The following is a 17972-nucleotide window of genomic DNA, read 5'->3' on the forward strand; positions in this document are numbered from 1 at the left end:
CTTGGCCTTGCTCCTCTCTTAAGCTTCCCATAAGATTTAATTTGTACAATATAAGCACTTTAAATTCACTCTGATTTAAATAATGCCTTTTAGCATCGACCTGAAAACTGTGCAACAAACCAAACAATGGACTTTTAAGCAAACCGAAGAAGCCCTGCATCTACAAACCCTTCTCCAACGAGGTGACCGCAAAGGCTATATCCAGCGCTTGCGTGAACTCAACGACACGCACAAATTCACTCGCACACAGGGGAAAGTGTATGAATTGTTTGATGAAGGGGAAATGATTCAGGTGCCCATCAAATTTCAAGTCAAAAAATCAGTCATTACCTGGTCATTTATCGCCCCTTTTGATAGAACCCACCAGTCATTCCGCGATGAGGTATTTAATACAGCCGCTAAAGCGCATGCCTGTGTTGCCAATTCCTGTGAAACGTATTACCGGGGTACAGACCACCTTCACTTAAAAGAAATGCACAGTTACGCGGAAGAAGCCTTTTTCAATCACAACCACTACCGTACAGCCAATGGCGGCCCCATTACCCCGGTGGAAGTGTATGAGCATCTATTTGGTTTTTACGCGCAGCAGGAAGGCAGAAAATTCATACCCACAACGTGGGAAAGGGATAACATCATTTTAACCTTTGCCGTGTATTGGGCTAATTTTAATGCCGATATCCGCTATGTCGCGTTTTCTTTTCTTCCTCACGAAGGAGGATTCGCACAGGTGCTTCATCAATTAAAAGAAATTGCACGTATTGGTCGATTAACACCCGCTCAGGCTGAAAAAGAAATCGATGCCTTTTTTGACTCTGAGCATGGAAAAAACATGCTGCATCTTGCGAAGAATCACGACTTTCCCAACATTGAAACAATCAAGGCGTTCATCAAATCCAATTACCGCGAACTGTATAAAAAGTTCGCGCCAGCAATTGAATTGGAAATTGCGTCCAATACGTCGATGGAACCTTACGCAATAGCATCCACACCGACGTCGACATCCAGCAGCCGCCGCTCAAGTCCCAGAGACGAATACTTAGCCGGCCCCGATCAGGCCTTTGATGAAATTGACCACCTCGAATACGAAACCTTTGCTCGCGATTTGACGAAGCACTGCCAAAGCGTCAGGAAAGAACTGCTGCAGGATTTGGAGCTGGCCGATTTTCGTAAGGGACTCATGCTTTATTATGCACTGTGTACTGCCCAAAAATGCGCTTTAGCCTACCCTAACGACAAAGGCATACGATTTCACGAGGATTTTTTAACCAACGAGCTCATTGAACAAATGCTGGATGAATTACCCTGCCTGAAACCGGGTGCGTCCTCTCTTCCAGGAAGCGATTCGTTGCAGAAACTGGTTACCTGGATCAAGGAGGCGCCGCCTGAGCTTGAGGCGTGGATTAATTGGGTCCGTGTGAATGGCTCACGCGGCCTGGGCGCAGAAATAGGCGGGGTTCGCTCAAAAACAGGTCAGGTGGATCTCAGTCAGGCCATTCCCAAGGAAGATCGGAAGGCTTCTGACAATGTGGCAGAGATTGATTTTGAAAAAGTTGATTTACGAGAAGTTTTCTCCCCACGCTCCCATTCATCCAAGGACGAAACGGAGGAGAGTCTGATTGATACCAACGCCGAGGAATTGATGAGTCAGCTCAACCGATATCTTCAGGACATAGTGAAACAACGATTAGTGTCTTCCTCACAACCGATAGAACCCTTTAAAGCCAAAGTCCAGATTGTCGAATTGGCCTTGTCGGTGCTCAAAGGCAAGGAGGATGTCAAAAAACTGATCATCCTGGCTTCTTCTCAAGTGGAATGGGAGGCGACCCCTCCTGGCTTCAAAAACAAACTGGAAAGCCTCATTCGTGACGTGATTCGCTTTAAGTCGCCGACACCGCGGGATGAATTGGTTGTGCACACGGGACTATAGCCTTTCCGTGGTAGTAACCCTTCGTTTTTTTTGTTAAAGTAGCGCAAATTTAAATCATTATGTGAATTATGCCGAAACACGAAGGGAACGCCCACGAAAAAAAAGTAGTCTCGACTGGCACCGCCCGCAGCAATCAGTCAGAGCCTGAAAAAGAAGAAGTCGCAGCCTATTCAAAAAAATCGCATTGGCTTGTTTTGGGTAACGGCAGCTATAACCGGGTCTGGCGATCAGCCGCCCCGGATAAATCAGGGATTTATCGGGTCCTTAAATACCCCCTGCCGTCTAATGACTCCTGTGTTACTGCCTTAAGCCATAATCAGAGGGGGGTAAGGCTCTGGAATGAAATCAATTCGCCATCCCGAACCGGCCTTCCTGAAGCCATAACCAGTCAATCAGGCTGGATAGCACCCTACATTGCCAATACACGCCCCGCTACGGATGAAGAAACGGCCAATAAAGTGGTGGAAGTGTATCAGGCTACCCGACGCATTGTGCTGGATGCTGCAACCCGCGGCAATGTATTGACCCGTCTGGATACGGGAGAAGTCATTGTGGTTGACGTTGACTTGGCGCTGAACCTGCGCAATTCCACAGCCAGCCTGAACTTTGCCGAGACGCTTCATGAGCGTTTTCAAAGTTACTGGAATGATCCCGATTTGAACAAAAACATGCCAAACACATTAGAAGTTACACGAAACCTGATTTTTCTTGAAGAACAGTTATCGAGCAAGGACATTGATACTCTGGCTTCCGAAAATCACCTCACCCTGGCTAACCTTAAGTCATTAAGCTGGTTAAGACGACATAATAAGCCGCTAACTCAGGGATTGTTTCTTGAGCTTTTGGTGCTTAACCAGGCTAACATAGAGATTAGTGACATTCTGTTTGAAAGCCTGACCAGCAACAATGAAGAAAAGCAAACAGGAAAACAAAAAGAAAAACAAAAAGACAAGCAATCAAGCGTGTATCCCTTTTTCATGCACGCCAACCACGCCGCGTTTCCCGTAAATAAGGCAAGTAGTCCAGAAACGAAACTGGCTTGCTAACCCAGGATGCCTTGAGTAAACTCGCCGAGCGGGCAATGCTGAACGCTCACGCAAGGCACTATAAAAATAAAGGCCATTGTTATACGATATTTTATTAGACTCTGCGTAATGAATTACTTATAATTGTGACGTTTATTTGTTCTTAGAATTCAAATAGATGGATTCATGTTTTATTTATCAGCAGTTAAGCGACCTAAAGGAAAGGATACGAAATGGGATATTCAGACACAGAATCATCAGACCACGAGCAAGGAATTACGTTTCTTACCCCTTCTGCTTTCTATCCGTTATCGGATCACCATAAAGATCGCATTCAACCGCCGACACGGACTCTCCCAACGCGAAGGACCAAAGCAGAGGAAGCTCCTGATAAACTAACCAGGCAACTCTTTGATGCCATAGCCAATGGGATTACAAGTTATAACAATAAAGAGAAGCGGCCAGGCATTGATAACGGCTATCTCACCTTGTTTCGGCATGGCCATTATGGAGTAAAAAAGGCGGACAAGTTAGAAAAAAGCCTCTCCCAAAAATCATACGGTGAAATGCTTCACCTACTGGACGACTTTTTTAATTCAAAGGATACCCACTACAACAACCATTCGCTGACTTCTTATTTATTGGACAAACTCAGTAATTTTGCGAAAACGCTGGACTCATCTTTCCAACCTGACACAGGCAGCATGACATGGTCTTCCATTCTAACGCACCTTAAACAGTACGAGAAAGACCAGACGGACGAGTGCCTGAGCGTTGAGATAAAATCCACACTCTAAGGGTAAGCGCATGTCGAGTTTGAAAAACAAAATTATCCTGATTACGGGTGCCTCCAGCGGCATTGGCGAAGCCTGCGCCCGGCTTTTTGCTTCGCAAGGGGCGCAATTGATTCTGACGGCCCGCCGAGTGGACAGGCTTAAAGCCCTGGCAACGCAATTACAAAGCGAGTATGGCCATGCGCATCATGTTCATGGTCTGGATGTCAGCGATCCCGTCGCTGTCAAAACCTTTGTGGAAACCTTGCCCATGCCCTGGCAAGGCATTGATGTATTGCTCAATAACGCAGGACTTGCCTTAAGCAGCGATCCGGTTCAGCAAGGCGTGATCGACAATTGGGAAACCATGATAGACACCAACGTCAAGGGGCTTCTTTACATGACTCGTCATGTTCTGCCCGGGATGTTGAAACGGCAGCAAGGGCATATTGTGAATATTGGCTCCATTGCCGGCCAGGAGATCTATCCCAACGGCAATGTGTATTGTGCGAGCAAGCATGCAGTCAGAGCCCTGTCCAAATCCATACGCCTTGACTTGATGGGCAGCCCCATTCGAGTCAGTGAAATTGCGCCCGGCGCGGTAGAAACAGAATTCAGTCTTGTACGTTGGCAAGACGCGGAACGGGCGAAAACCTTTTATCAGGACTTTACCCCGCTTTCGGCGAAAGACGTTGCTGATGCCGTTTTCTATTGTATTTCCGCGCCGCCACACGTCAACATTGCCGAAATCACGATTCTGCCTACCGACCAGAGGTCAGCCAATCACCTTCATCGCAGGAAATAACATCCTCTGCCATGCGGGTGTCTCTTCCTTGACGCGTCACTCTGCTTCCTCCTGGAATGACGGCGTCAATGCCTTGGATGGACGCCCTCACAAGGTCGTTAAAATCAACCAGCATAAGATAACATTTTTTATACAGTGGTCTATAGTTATTACATGCTTCTTCTGTTTGTCCGTTGTACCTACATGGCCCCAAAAGAAAAACACCCATTGAAACAGACCTTTGAGGCCAGCAAAAGTGCATTCATTTATGTTGGTCTCTTCAGTCTTTTTATCAATGTCCTCATGCTCACAACCCCTCTCTACATGATGCAGGTTTTTGACCGGGTTCTCGCGAGCTACAGTTACGATACCCTCATCTATTTGACCCTGATTGCAGTATTGGCTCTTCTGATTTTAAGCCTGCTGGATGCCGTTAGAACCTACATTATTATCCATGTCAGTGTCTGGTTTGAGAGGAAGTTGTCACCGCCTGCCCTAGCGCTAAGTCCTGACCAAATTCTTCTCGGCAATACCTACCCCGAACATGCCCTGCGGGATATCGCCACAGTCAAGCAGTTTATTGGTGGCTCAGCCGTTTTTACCTTTTTTGACTCACCCTGGGTTCCCGTCTACCTCATTGTTATCTTTATGCTCGATCCTGTCTTGGGCTGGATCTCCACCATAGGGGCTCTTATTCTTTTTTTGTGTGCGCTGCTCAATGAACTGTGCACCCGAAAACTGTTGCGCGATGCCAGTGAAATGGCCATCAATACCCAACAAGAAATGGCAGCCAGTTTACGCAATGCCGAAGCCATTCAGGCCATGGGCATGCTGCCTGCCTTAATCAGCGCATGGCACAAGAACAATGAAGCAATCCTCCATTTTCAGATTAAGTCCAGCAAAATTTCCGGCAATATTCTCGCCTTAAGCAAATTTATCCGCTCCTCCCTGCAAATTTTTATCCTGGGGGTCGGCGCTTACCTGGTTTTGACCAATCGCATCACCTCCGGCATGATGATTGCCGGCTCCATTTTAATGTCGCGCGCCCTGGCACCGGTCGAGCAGGCAATCAGCGCCTGGAAACAGTATCAGAGCGCCAAACATGCCATTGACAGGCTTAAACCCCATCTGGCTTTTCAATCACACCGTTTAAGCGGTATTCAATTGCCTGCACCGAAAGGCCATTTGTCCGTGGAAAATCTCTACTACATGCCTCCTGCCCTTCAGAAATTCGTGATCAACGGCATCACTCTTCACATTAAACCCGGGGAAATGGCCGCCCTCATTGGTCCCTCGGCGGCAGGAAAATCAACGCTTGCCCGCCTGATTGCCGGGGTTTTAAAGCCCAATAACGGCAGTGTAAGGCTGGATACCGCCGATGTGTATCAATGGGAACGAACCGACTTTGGCCGCTACGTGGGGTACCTGCCCCAGGACATTGAATTATTTAATGGCAGTGTGAAAGAAAATATCGCCCGCATGGGAACAATCAATGATGCCGCCGTCATTAAAGCGGCAAAACAGGCGGGCTGCCATGAACTCATCCTCAGACTGCCTCAAGGTTATGATACGGTAATTCACCGCAACAGCTTTGGTTTATCCGGCGGGCAACGTCAACGCATTGCCTTAGCTCGGGCATTGTATGGGGATCCGCAGCTGGTGATTCTTGATGAGCCCAATTCCAATTTGGACAGCGATGGCGAGCTGGCGCTCCTTAATGCCTTGCAGGAATTGAAGCGTCGTCAGGCCACGGTGATCCTCATCGCCCATCGTCCCCACGTCATTCATTTTGTTGATACCCTCATTGTCCTTAATGAAGGCAAAATTCAGTTCTCAGGTCCTCGCGATCAGATACTGAACAAGCTTAAAGAATTAGCCGCCGCTCAGGCTGACGCACAATCGCAGTCCAAGGGGAATTAATGGACACGAAGCAATTACCTCAAACACCGGAACAACCTGCCATAAGCAACGTGATTAAAACAGGGCTTTCGATTCTTTTGTTTTTTATTGGCGGCTTTCTCTTATGGTCTTTACTGTTCCATCTTGATGCCGCTGCCGTAGCGCAAGGCAAGCTGGTGGTAGAATATGAACGCAAAACGATTCAGCACATGGAAGGCGGCATCATTAAAACCATTTACATTAATGAAGGCTCGGTGGTTAAAGCCAACACGCCCCTCATTCAATTGGACGACACACAGGCTAAAGCCACGCTCGATTTATTACAAGGTCAACTGTATGAAAATTTAGCCGCGGAGGCGCGCATTTTTGCCGAACTCAATAATGAAAAGCAGGTCCATTATCCAGCGCAATTACAGCAGTTGGCCAATGATCCTAAAGTAAAAAAAATCATCGAAGGTCAAAACAAATTATTTATTGCCCGTAACAAAAGTTACGAAGGGCAAGGCAAAATTTTAAATGAGCGCATCGAGGAATATAAAAAAGAAATCAGCAGCCTTGATGCTCAGGTGATCGCCAATAACGAACAGCTCAAATTGATTGAGGAGGAAATTAAGGCCGTACAATACCTGGAGGAGCGGAAGTTAATTGATAAACCGCGGTTGCTGGCGCTTAAACGGGAAGCCGCACGCTTAACCGGTGATCGAGGAGAACACCTGGGGTTAATTGCCAAGGCGCATCAAGGCATAGGCGAAATTCAGTCGCAGCTGTTTACCATGATTGAAACCCGACGCAAGGATTTATTGGAAGAACTTCGCGATGTGCAACAAAAGCTCGCTGACCTAACAGAAAAATGCAAGGCTGCCGAGGATGTTTTAAAACGAACATTGATTACAGCTCCGCAATCAGGCACTGTCATTGGCCTTAAAAAACACACAACGGGCGGAGTCATTACCCCAGGCCAGGACATTCTCGACATTATCCCCTCGGGTGATCAACTCATTGTTGAAGCTCAGATTGAACCACTGGACATTAATTCAGTCAAACCGGGCTTGACGGCAAAAGTCAGGCTTGTCGCTTTCAAGCAGAGGAACACACCCCTGGTTGAAGGTATCGTGACCCAGGTGTCCCCCGATGTGTTCGAAGATCAGGCGACTAAAAAACAATTTTACAAAGCCCGCATCACCCTTAACAAAGACGAACTCAACAAACTGAAACACGTTGCTCTCTATCCTGGCATGCCGGTTCAGGTGATGATTATTATAGAAAAACGAACCGCATTTAATTATTTCATTACCCCGCTTCATGACAGTTTTGAGCGTGCATTCCACGAAGAATGAGAATAAGACCACCCACTTGAAACACAGACCAGCATTCATTTTTGCAATCATCTTGATTAAAATTTATACAATACTATACTTTAATTTGTCTTAGTTGTAGAGGTGTAGCCATGACGATTATAACGGGCACCAATGGTGCTGATGTTATTGAGGGTGGCGCAGCAAATGACTTACTGCTAGGTGGTAATGGTAACGATACACTAAACGGCGGTTCCGGGAGTGATCTGCTCGATGGTGGTAATGGTAATGATCTGCTTGATGGAGGAAGTGGTTCGGATATTTTATCAGGGGGGAACGGAAACGACACCCTCCTTGGAGGTGCCGGAAATGATTTGCTCGATGGGGGCAATGGTAACGACACGTTAAACGGCGGCGACGGCACCGACATTCTCAACGGCGGCAACGGCAATGACATACTGGATGGCGGTGCCGGTTCTGATCTTCTCAGTGGCGGTAACGGTAACGATACCTTTACTTACCACGTCGAAAACAATCTCAATGCACTGGATATCTACATTGGCGGTAACGGCACTGACACCCTCATTATCGAGGGTACTTCCCAGTTTTTTGCGCGCACGGATGTTCAACAGGCACTGGCCGCATTTCAGGCCGCGTGTGATAACCTGCTGTTTAATTTTGCCGCCTACGTGGAGGGTTGGAATTTAATTGTCAACACCATCGAGAATGTCATACTGAAAGTCGTTGCACCCCTGAATGTCGCACCCGTTGCCAATGGGGATCTTGTGAACGCGGTAGAAGACACGCCCCTGGCTATACCAGTCGCCAATCTGCTGGGCAACGATACCGATGGCAACAACGATGCATTGACCGTTCAGTCCGTTGGCAATGCAGCCCATGGTACCGTGGTGCTTAACGATGGCGTTATCACTTACACGCCCAACAGCAATTACAATGGCTCTGACAGTTTCACTTACACCATCAGTGATGGACGGGGCGGCATCAGTCAGGCCACCGTCACTGTCGCTGTTGCTGCCGTTAATGATGCGCCCACAGGCGAAGTCGTCATTACTGGCGACGTCATTGAAAATCAAACGCTCACAGCCGACGCCAGTGCCATCGCTGACATCGACGGGCTGGGTGCTGTCACTTACCAGTGGAAGGCGGATGGCGAAACGATTGATGGCGCTACTGCTAGTACCTATACGCTCACTGACGCAGACGTTGGTAAAGTGATCACAGTCGCTGTAAGTTATACGGATGGCGGTGGAACACAGGAAACCGTGGTTTCAGCGGCCACTGATCCCGTGCTCTCAGACAATGTCGCACCAGTGGCCATGGATGATGTGATTGATGGCAACGAAGACACCCCGTTAGTCCTTGCTGCGGGTGTGTTACTTGCTAATGACACCGATGCCAATAATGACGTGCTGACCATTCAGTCGGTTGGCAATGCCACCAATGGCACAGTCACCCTGGATAACAATGGCAACATCGTGTTTACACCGGCAGCCAATTACAATGGCCCTGCCAGTTTTACTTACGTTGTAGCGGATGGGGATGGCGCCACCAGTGAAGCAGTGGTTCACATCAATGTGGCTGCTGTCAATGATGCCCCCACAGGCGATGTGACCATTCAAGGGACACCGCAGGAGGGTCAAGTTCTTATCGCCAATGCCAATCTGACGGATGTGGAAGGCCTTGGTGCCTTTAACTACCAGTGGTTTGTCAATGGTAACGTCATTTCAGGGGCCAATGGCAGTACCTACACGTTAACCGAGGGGGATATCGGTAAAACGATCACTGCGACAGTCAGTTACACCGATGGAGCAGGCACTCAGGAAACCGTGCAATCGCAAGCGACCGATCCTGTGGCTTCTCTGTTTGATGTGGATACAGACACCGCAACCGCTGTGAAACTGGAGAATGGGCAGGTTTTTGTTAATGATGTCCTTCAAACAGGGGTTGACAGTATTCGCACCAGCGATTTAGACGATGTTCTGGTGGTTAAAAACGTCATCAATGGCCTGGTCGTGAATTTGGCTGGCGAAGTGAATGCCGACGCCATCGATTTACGTGGTATTTCAGGTATAACCTATACTGCCAGTACCGATGTGATCAGCAAAAACACCGACAGCATGACGGTTCATGATGTGGAGAATTTCCTCATTGGCGATCGCGGCAACTCCTTTGTGATTGATCAGGGCGGCAACTACACGTTCCTGTTTGATCAATCCATCCCAAGCTCGATTACCGGAACCAATCCTCAGCCCTCGACAACCATACAGATGATCGAAGGCACAGGCGCTACGAATGTGGGTTTGTTTGTCTACAACTCCGCAGGGCTTCCAGCGACAGCCGAAGATATCCAGAAAATTAATCTGCAGATGCAGTTTAATAATGCTGGCCCCAACATTGACAACGTCGCGACATTGGATTTCCAAAACGGTGCTTATGCATTCAATGCAACAGCCATTGAGTATGGGTTAATTGCTGCCTTGATTGCGCTTGCCGCGATTGCCGCGTTGCAAAACCTCGGCATTCCTCAATCCACCTTCACGCAACAATCCTTCGGGGATGTTAAATTGTCCTTAACCAGCAGCGGTCTTGATGCCACACAGGATTCCGTGACCGCCAAACTGACAGGACTGCGTGAAGTGGTTGTCCCGGTAGGAAATGACGCAAGCTTTAAACCCTGGACAATTATCTCCAATGACAGCGGTTTGAAAGGCGTTGTCGACTTGACCCAGTTAGTCAGTATCAATGAAAGCAACAGCAATGCTCCCCACCTACAAGTGAATTGGGATACGTCTGTGGACAGTGATCTGCCCGCTGTGCTGATTAGCGAACAAGGCCTCCTGACGTCCAATGAGCATGCCTTTTATAAATTTCAACACTACAAGTTGGGTCAAGGCAGCGATACCTTGAACGTGACTGCATTGGATACCAATCCCAATGCTCTCGTTGAAATGGGTGAAAAAGCGGATGGCAGTGATCTCGATACGCTCAATCTGTTTAGGGTTGGCGATCTGTTCAACCCGCTTGTCGCAGCCACGTATAACGGCGCCACAGGCTTGTTGCAGATGGGAGCCAATCAAATGCATGTGACAGGTGTCGAAAAGATTGTTGGTACCTTGCTGGCTGATAACATCACTGGCGATAGCGGCAACAACATTATCGAAGGCGGCGCAGGCAATGATACTCTGGCTGGCGGTGCAGGCAGCGATACGTTTGTTTATACTGCACTGGCCTCCGGCAATGACACCATCAGTGATTTCAATCTGATTGAAGATGCATTACAGTTCACTGGGGTAACCATTGATAGTATTAATTACTTCGGTCCCAACACCATCGTTGATTTAAGCAATAATGGTGTAGTAACGCTGCTCGGGGTTGTTGCCACCCTGGACGACTTGATAGGATAGTCCCTTCTCTCTCCGAAACTACCCTGCCTGCAGGGTAGTTTTTTTTTTATTATTTACTTATCGGCATGACCCTAGGGTTTTTGTTTAACCACCTGCTGCTGCACCTGGGCAATCTGTTGTTGCAGGTTGGTTTGTATCTGCTTCATTTGATTCTGAGTTTGGGCATTGACGGTTTGAATCTGAGCCTGCAATTGCGTCTGGACCTGTTTGATTTGGGCCTGCAGTTGCGTGTTTAAAGCCGCCAGTTGCTGCTGCTGTTGAGCCTGCAATTGCTTTAACTGGTTTTGAATGTCGGCGTTTAACTGTTGAACCTGATTATTGCCTGCGGCATCAGCAGCATACACGCTGTGGGTGAGGACAATGCCACTCAAAAGAGCGAGAATAGTTTTCATGATCAATTCCTTTTTAAATGATTCCTTTTCACTTTACCGAATAACAGCTTCCTTGCAAAGACTAAGACAAACCGAGCAATCGCCGGGTAAAGGCGGTACGTAAGTAAAAACCGCGGGGCAGCGTCAGAATTTTATTGCCTTCGCTGTCAAATCCATAACACAATGAACGGGTGTTGGCTGCTTTGGGACGTACCTGCAGGTAATGGCCGAAGGTCGCGTCAATCTCTTCCAGCCGGCCCGTGGCAATCATGGTGGTCAACTCATGCCAGTCGGATGCGAGTATGGCCTCTTCTTCGGCATCAGGCGACCACAGTATCCCACGCCCAATCCGCCGTTGCTCGAAAGGGATACGATTATCCCCTTCAACCGGTATCCACAAGACGCGTTTTAATTTCTCAAAACATTGGGAGTTATGCCATTGCTGCTGATGAATCGTCATTAAGGGAATACTGGTGACAAACGTGGACTCGGCAGGCGTACCCTGATGGCTTAGCGGGATGGTTTTGAGTTCTATGCCAAGGTTTTTAAAATCAGGCACCGGTTGACAACCGGCCGTTGTACCTAATGCCTGCTCAATGGCCATGCCCGCCCACCCCTTACGGCGCGCGGCCTGCTCGGGGATGGTCAGCGATAATTCCGCCGCCAGCTGAGCAAAACTCAATCCTTCAATGGCTTCGCAGCGTTGCAGCAATTCGGCTTCGCTGGCGGGGCCGCTATTTAATGAATAAAGCCTCATGCTCACCTTCTTTAATCTCCACGCTGATGGGCGGAATCGGCGGTTTAATGCCGGCAGCCTTGAATTGAGCGGCAATGGCAAACAGAACTTTGGAGCGGATTTCAAAACGGGTATGCAACTGCACGTTAATAAAATAACGCACTTCAAATTCGATCAAGGCTTCATCAATTTGTTTCAGGAAAACCTGGGCCGGCGGGTCGGCGACAATTTCGGGGATAATGGCCAACACATCCAGAATCAATTGCTGAATCATGACCGGATCATCCGCCCGACTGACCTTGATCGGAATAACGGTGCGCACAATACCATCCTGGTGTGTCCAGTTGGTAAAGGGTTTGTTGAAAGTTTCGGCATTGGGAATCAACACTTCCATGTTGTCCCAGGACGACACCCGCATGGAGCGTATGCCGATATGGGCCACCCGGCCTTCATAATTTCCAAGGGTAATGAGATCGCCTTCACGCACTGGGCGTTCAATGAGCAGCATTAACCCACCCACCACATTACTGGCAAAATCACGCAAACCAAACCCCATCCCTACCGCGAGACCACCGATGACCATGGACATGCCGCTAAAATCAAATCCTAACGCCCTCAAGGTGACAAACCCACCAATGAGAATGACGGCGTATTGGGTAAACACCGACAGGCTGTTACGGATCCCGGGATCACGGGCATCGCGGTACAGCCAGCGGTAACTGAATTCACGAGTCCATTTGGCAGCCCACATGAATACTGAAAGGAGGATTATAAAATTCAGGATGCTAAAGGCGGTGATGTGTATCCCGGCCATGTTGATTAAGGGGTAATGACCAAACTGAACCAGTTTAGCCATTACCATCGAATCCGAATGCCAGCCAAACAGTTGAAACACGACATAGATTGAAGCGGCCAGCAATCCAACCCGCAATACTTTATCCAGCGGCTTAAGCCAGACTTCAATCCAAAGCCAGCCATTGGTCATGGTGGAAATCATCCATTCCGACAACAGCTCCATGGCATCAAACAATAAACCGCGCATCAGCACGTAAGCGGACAACAACAGCAGCAACTGCATCTGGTAGCGGCTCAAAGTCCAGGCCAGATTGATGTAACCCACCATGCCGATCACAGCGATAGCCAGCAGAGTCAAGGGAATAAGAATGACAAGCAGCATCACCGCGTGCCGGAAATAGCGCTTCTTACTTTTCAGCACAGGATGAAGCAAATGGGTAATGATGTGACGGTTTTTCCAGGACAGAATCGAAACCGCCACTAAAAACAGCATGAACAGTCGATTAAAAATATCTTGCAGCAGTGTCGATAATGGCAACAGGTAACTAATCACCATGAGAGCTGTTGTCCACCCGCCGGCTAAAAGCAGCCATTTTAAGCGATGATACAAGCGTACATCCGTCCCCGATGAGTCGGTTACGCGCTCTAATAGTACGAGCCTTGCGATCTGAATCAAGGTGCTGAATGCAAGTCCGACTAAGCTTAACTGCATCAGCATCTGGTAGTTTGCAAAGGGAATGTGGTTGAAATAAAACAGGCAGAGGAACGCGCCGGTCACCCCTAACAAAGGCAGGTTGCGGTTAAACAGCGTCAGTGTGCCTTCATACAAATGACCCGTTAATCGTGATCGCTCCTTGTCGCGGCTGCGTTGCTTCAACAAACGGTACAACACGGTGGTGGTGAGCGTGATGAAACTTAAGGCCATCCACAGCAACACAGTCGGTAACGTATCCAGCCACTGGTAATTATCCCTGATTTTAAGCGTAAGGGTCTTCAAATACCCATAAACCTGACTGGGAATCTTACTGATCTGGTTTAAAATTTCTGGCCAGCTGTCAAGACGGTATTCGGATAAGCTTTGCCTCACCGACAATTGTTTTTTTAACTCCTCCTGATGATTTTCCAGGTCCTCCTGCAGCGTTTGTTCCTGAATGCCAATGCTGGCGATCCGATCATTGATGATGCCCGTTAACGCGGTAAACCTTTTTTGAAGGGCCTGTTCACTGACATGACTTTGTTCATTTTTTAGCATGGTGCGCATTTTACGCAGCGATTGCTCCATGTCCGAAAGCTGGGCAATGGTCGTTTTATAGGTCTCGGCCACAGACTGCAACGTGCGGATATCCGGCGTTTTTTTAAGTAGAAATTCCGCCTTGGCCAATTTCCGTTGCAGGTGGAGTTCCGCCATTTTATGCTGAGTCAGATTGATCAGTTGGTTATTTAACAAGAGACGGGCTTCCAGGGCATAGTTATTACGGAATTCCCCTTCACTTTTAATCTGTTGCTGTAGATCAATGCTCTTGTCATACAGGCTGAGCAGGTTGTCATTTAAACGTGTTTCCCTGGCATGAAGCGCATCCAGTTCGGCACGCAACTGTTCTTTTGATTTCCAAAGGAAGAGCGCCTGCTGGCGGCTTAGCAACAGTTGCTGATAGCGCTTGGCCAACTCGATGTTGTCATTGAGCAGGCTGATGGTTTTTTTATTGATGTCGTTTAATGTGTTGATTTTTTCTATTTTTTGCTGAGCGTCCATGGGGCTAAGATCAGCCCCGGGAAATTGCTGCAACTGCTTTAAGCGCTGAGCAAAATCATCCTGCAGTTTCGTCTGATTGACGAGGAAATTTTCATAGCTCGCTATTTTGGCTTTATTCAGCGCGATGAGCGCATCATTCTGCTCGATTAATTGCTTGTATTCGCTTTCATTTGATGGGATGGAAGGCAGCCGGGATTCATTCAAGACCAGGGTGAGGTTATTTTTTTCCTGAGCCAGGTACTCGATTAATTGCCCGCTATTCCCCTCAGGTTTGGCTAAAAGAGGGGCGCTTACAGCGAAGCACACTACAGTGATTAACGCGTAAAACCGGTTTTTCCAGGAGGAAAAACCGGTTCTGACCATTCTATTTCTGCACATTGGGAGCAAGTCGTATGCCTAAATCACCAAGCTGTGTCGTACTGACACCGGTTGGTGCATTGGTTAATAAACACGATGCCGATTGCGTTTTAGGAAAAGCAATGACATCACGGATGGAACTGGAATACGTGAGCAGCATCGCCAATCGATCCATTCCCAATGCGATACCGCCATGGGGAGGACAGCCGTATTGCAAGGCATCGAGTAAAAAGCCGAATTTTTCCTGGGCTTCCTGCTCGTCAATGCCCAATAATTCAAACACGGCCTGTTGCAACTGCGGTTGATGAATGCGGATGGATCCCCCGCCGATTTCATACCCGTTAATCACAATATCGTAAGCCTTCGCTAACGTTTTAGTCGGTTGCTGCTTGAGCGATTCAATGTTCAGTTCCTGAGGCGAAGTAAACGGATGGTGCATGGATTGTAATAACCCTGATTTGGCATCCAATTCAAACATGGGCCAGTCTACCACCCAAAGCAAACGCCAGCCGTCTTCAACCAGGTGCCGATCATGACCCAGTTTGACACGCAAGGCCCCCATGGATTCATTGACGGTTTGTTCCTGGCCCGCTCCGAAGAACAGGACATCACCGCTTTGCGCTTCAACGCGGTCAAGAATGGCTTGTACGCTTTCAGGTTTTAAAAACTTGATAATCGGCGATTGCAAGCCCTCCATTCCCTGACTGCGGTCATTGACCTTGATATAAGCCAAGCCTTTCGCGCCATAAATGCCGACAAATTGACCGTAGCCATCCAACTCTTTACGGCTTAATTCACAACCATTGGGTAACCGCAGAGCAACAACCCGGCCATCCGGGCGGGTTGCCGCTTCGGAAAAGACCTGAAAATCAGAATCCTTCACCAGGTCATCCACATCAACCAGTTCGAGCGGAATACGCAGATCCGGTTTGTCGCTGCCGTAGCGGCGCATCGCTTCAGCGTACGTCATGCGCGGCAGTTTTTCTGGTAAGTCAATCTGCATTAATTCTTTAAAGACCTTTTTCAGCATGCCTTCAATCAGATTCTGAATGGCCTGTTCGTCGATGAAGGCCATCTCGATATCAAGCTGGGTAAATTCAGGTTGTCTGTCGGCACGCAGATCCTCATCACGGAAGCAACGAACAATCTGATAATACTTATCGAAACCCGACATCATCAGCAGCTGTTTGAATAACTGCGGCGATTGCGGCAAGGCATAGAACTGCCCGGGATGCACACGGGACGGGACCAGGTAATCACGCGCGCCCTCTGGAGTCGCCTTGGTCAGCATGGGCGTTTCGATGTCCATGAACTGTTGTTCGTTTAAGTAGTCGCGGATGCAGCGCACCATATTGTGGCGCAGGGTCAGATTATGCTGCATGTCGTTTCGACGCAAATCAAGGTAGCGGTAACGATAGCGCAGATCTTCACTCACAGTCTGATTATCATCCGGCAGGAATGGCGGTGTTTGCGACTGGTTTAAAATCTGCAGCGTCTGGCCCAGGATTTCTATTTTACCGGTTGGCATCTTTTCATTGATCATCCCGGACGGCCTGAGGCGTACCTTGCCTTCAATGCGAACCACGTATTCATGACGCAGTTTTTCAGCAATAGTGAACACGTCAGCCAATTCCGGTTCATACACCACCTGAACCAGGCCTGAGCGATCGCGGATATCGAGGAAGATCACGCCGCCATGATCACGGCGATTATGCACCCACCCGCAAATACTGACGGATTCGTTAAGTAATGTTTCATTGACTGATGTGCAATAGTGTGATCTCATAAAACCGCCTGTTTAATTCGCATGAGTTAATATTTCCGGCGTTAGCGTAGGAGGCATTACCCCCAGTGAAATGATGTATTTCAACGCCTCGTCAATCGTCATCCCAACTTCAATGACGTCCTTTTTTGGTACCATCATCAAAAAACCGGATGTCGGGTTTGGTGTCGTTGGTACAAAGACCGATACCATTTCTTCCGTGGTATTGGCAAAAAGTTGAGGCCCTGGATTTCCTGTCATAAAAGCCAGTGACCATGAATCCTTGCGTGGGTATTCAATTAAAAGAACCTTGCGGAAAGCCTGACTGTTGGTTGCAAAAATAGCCTGAATCACCTGTTTGGAGGCGTTATAAATGGAACGCACCAGAGGGATTCTTGCGAGCAATGCCTCGCCCCAGCCAAACAGGCGCTGCCCCAGGATATTGGTCGCCACGAGGCCGGTTAAAATTAACAGCACCAGGGAAAAAATAACGCCGAAACCGGGGATGTCCACCCCTAAAAGGCGTTCAGGTCGATAGGCGGAGGGCAAGAGCGCAATGGTGCTGTCCAGCAGGTCAACCATAAAGCGCAAGACAACAAACGTCACGAGAATTGGCAGCCAGACCACTAAGCCGGCAAACAGATAACTGCGTATGGATTTAGACTTCAATCACTTTCACCTTTGGTTTTCGTGCTGCCGGTATCGCTGCTTCCTGTCGCGCTATCTGCTTTCTTTTGACCGCTGGCGTCACTGCCGCCGGTTTCTGTTTTTTTCATTTCGGGCTTGTTTTTATTTTTAAAATCGGTCACATACCAACCGCTGCCTTTGAGCTGAAAGCCCGCGGCAGAAACCAGACGCACAGCCGTATTTTCAAAACACTTCGGGCATTGTTTTGCAGGCGTGTCGCTGACCTTCTGCATCAAATCAAAATGATGATGACAATTTGTACATTCATATTCATAAATTGGCATCAAAAATCTCCCAATAGTTGACAATGGCCCATCACACAATGGAGCCAAGGAAATAAACGTTTTGAAAAAAACCAACGTTAAATTATAACGGACAAGTGG

General features: G+C 48.2%; 13 protein-coding genes. 7 read left to right on the forward strand and 6 right to left on the reverse strand.

Going from position 1 to position 17972, the window contains the following annotated elements; genetic code table 11:
• The first annotated feature begins 82 nt into the window (after positions 1-82).
• The 7 genes from DYE45_RS07940 to DYE45_RS07970 all read left to right on the forward strand — a co-directional run bounded on the left by DYE45_RS07940 (position 83) and on the right by DYE45_RS07970 (position 11128).
• Positions 83-1927: a hypothetical protein gene (locus tag DYE45_RS07940; protein WP_115300727.1), complete on the forward strand. Its 1845-nt coding sequence runs from the start codon at positions 83-85 to the stop codon at positions 1925-1927.
• A 68-nt stretch (positions 1928-1995) separates the two neighbouring features.
• A complete protein-coding gene (locus tag DYE45_RS07945) occupies positions 1996-2973 on the forward strand; it encodes a hypothetical protein (protein ID WP_115300728.1) in 978 nt (325 codons plus the stop codon).
• A gap of 212 nt (positions 2974-3185) precedes the next feature.
• Positions 3186-3749 (forward strand): hypothetical protein, encoded by a 564-nt coding sequence (locus DYE45_RS07950; RefSeq protein ID WP_108293700.1) that lies wholly within the window; start codon positions 3186-3188, stop codon positions 3747-3749.
• Positions 3750-3759: 10 nt separating this feature from the next.
• A complete protein-coding gene (locus DYE45_RS07955) occupies positions 3760-4530 on the forward strand; it encodes an SDR family NAD(P)-dependent oxidoreductase (RefSeq protein ID WP_108293702.1) in 771 nt (256 codons plus the stop codon).
• A gap of 135 nt (positions 4531-4665) precedes the next feature.
• Positions 4666-6429: a type I secretion system permease/ATPase gene (locus DYE45_RS07960; RefSeq protein ID WP_133138207.1), complete on the forward strand. Its 1764-nt coding sequence runs from the start codon at positions 4666-4668 to the stop codon at positions 6427-6429.
• A complete protein-coding gene (locus DYE45_RS07965; RefSeq protein ID WP_108293706.1) occupies positions 6429-7745 on the forward strand; it encodes an HlyD family type I secretion periplasmic adaptor subunit in 1317 nt (438 codons plus the stop codon). Before DYE45_RS07960 ends, DYE45_RS07965 begins: the two co-directional genes overlap by 1 nt.
• 110 nt (positions 7746-7855) lie before the next feature.
• Positions 7856-11128 (forward strand): cadherin-like domain-containing protein, encoded by a 3273-nt coding sequence (locus tag DYE45_RS07970; protein ID WP_115300729.1) that lies wholly within the window; start codon positions 7856-7858, stop codon positions 11126-11128.
• Positions 11129-11199: 71 nt separating this feature from the next.
• Here the strand turns inward: DYE45_RS07970 and DYE45_RS07975 are convergent, their stop codons facing one another.
• The 6 genes from DYE45_RS07975 to DYE45_RS08000 all read right to left on the reverse strand — a co-directional run bounded on the left by DYE45_RS07975 (position 11200) and on the right by DYE45_RS08000 (position 17873).
• Positions 11200-11520, reverse strand: a complete 321-nt coding sequence (locus tag DYE45_RS07975; protein WP_108293710.1) for a hypothetical protein — start codon at positions 11518-11520, stop codon at positions 11200-11202.
• A gap of 61 nt (positions 11521-11581) precedes the next feature.
• A complete protein-coding gene (gene mutH, locus DYE45_RS07980) occupies positions 11582-12256 on the reverse strand; it encodes a DNA mismatch repair endonuclease MutH (RefSeq protein ID WP_108293712.1) in 675 nt (224 codons plus the stop codon).
• Positions 12234-15146 (reverse strand): mechanosensitive ion channel domain-containing protein, encoded by a 2913-nt coding sequence (locus tag DYE45_RS07985; RefSeq protein ID WP_242602720.1) that lies wholly within the window; start codon positions 15144-15146, stop codon positions 12234-12236. Before DYE45_RS07985 ends, mutH begins: the two co-directional genes overlap by 23 nt.
• A gap of 1 nt (position 15147) precedes the next feature.
• Positions 15148-16926 carry an aspartate--tRNA ligase gene (gene aspS, locus DYE45_RS07990; RefSeq protein ID WP_115300731.1) on the reverse strand — a complete coding sequence of 593 codons (1779 nt, stop codon included), beginning with the start codon at positions 16924-16926 and terminating at the stop codon, positions 15148-15150.
• Positions 16927-16938: 12 nt separating this feature from the next.
• Positions 16939-17571 (reverse strand): DUF502 domain-containing protein, encoded by a 633-nt coding sequence (locus DYE45_RS07995; RefSeq protein ID WP_108293718.1) that lies wholly within the window; start codon positions 17569-17571, stop codon positions 16939-16941.
• Complete coding sequence (locus DYE45_RS08000; protein ID WP_108293720.1) at positions 17568-17873, reverse strand: FmdB family zinc ribbon protein; 306 nt, start codon at positions 17871-17873, stop codon at positions 17568-17570. Before DYE45_RS08000 ends, DYE45_RS07995 begins: the two co-directional genes overlap by 4 nt.
• Positions 17874-17972 lie beyond the last annotated feature (99 nt).

It is taken from the genome of Legionella taurinensis, assembly GCF_900452865.1.
Taxonomy (GTDB): domain Bacteria; phylum Pseudomonadota; class Gammaproteobacteria; order Legionellales; family Legionellaceae; genus Legionella_C; species Legionella_C taurinensis.

Excerpts from the sequence above, each read along its gene's own strand:
- DYE45_RS07940 (WP_115300727.1), top strand. The coding sequence starts at position 83 with ATGCCTTTTAGCATCGACCTGAAAACTGTGCAACAAACCAAACAATGG.
- DYE45_RS07945 (WP_115300728.1), top strand. The coding sequence starts at position 1,996 with ATGCCGAAACACGAAGGGAACGCCCACGAAAAAAAAGTAGTCTCGACT.
- DYE45_RS07950 (WP_108293700.1), top strand. The coding sequence starts at position 3,186 with ATGGGATATTCAGACACAGAATCATCAGACCACGAGCAAGGAATTACG.
- DYE45_RS07955 (WP_108293702.1), top strand. The coding sequence starts at position 3,760 with ATGTCGAGTTTGAAAAACAAAATTATCCTGATTACGGGTGCCTCCAGC.
- DYE45_RS07965 (WP_108293706.1), top strand. The coding sequence starts at position 6,429 with ATGGACACGAAGCAATTACCTCAAACACCGGAACAACCTGCCATAAGC.
- DYE45_RS07970 (WP_115300729.1), top strand. The coding sequence starts at position 7,856 with ATGACGATTATAACGGGCACCAATGGTGCTGATGTTATTGAGGGTGGC.
- DYE45_RS07975 (WP_108293710.1), bottom strand. The coding sequence starts at position 11,520 with ATGAAAACTATTCTCGCTCTTTTGAGTGGCATTGTCCTCACCCACAGC.
- mutH (WP_108293712.1), bottom strand. The coding sequence starts at position 12,256 with ATGAGGCTTTATTCATTAAATAGCGGCCCCGCCAGCGAAGCCGAATTG.
- DYE45_RS07985 (WP_242602720.1), bottom strand. The coding sequence starts at position 15,146 with ATGGTCAGAACCGGTTTTTCCTCCTGGAAAAACCGGTTTTACGCGTTA.
- aspS (WP_115300731.1), bottom strand. The coding sequence starts at position 16,926 with ATGAGATCACACTATTGCACATCAGTCAATGAAACATTACTTAACGAA.
- DYE45_RS08000 (WP_108293720.1), bottom strand. The coding sequence starts at position 17,873 with ATGCCAATTTATGAATATGAATGTACAAATTGTCATCATCATTTTGAT.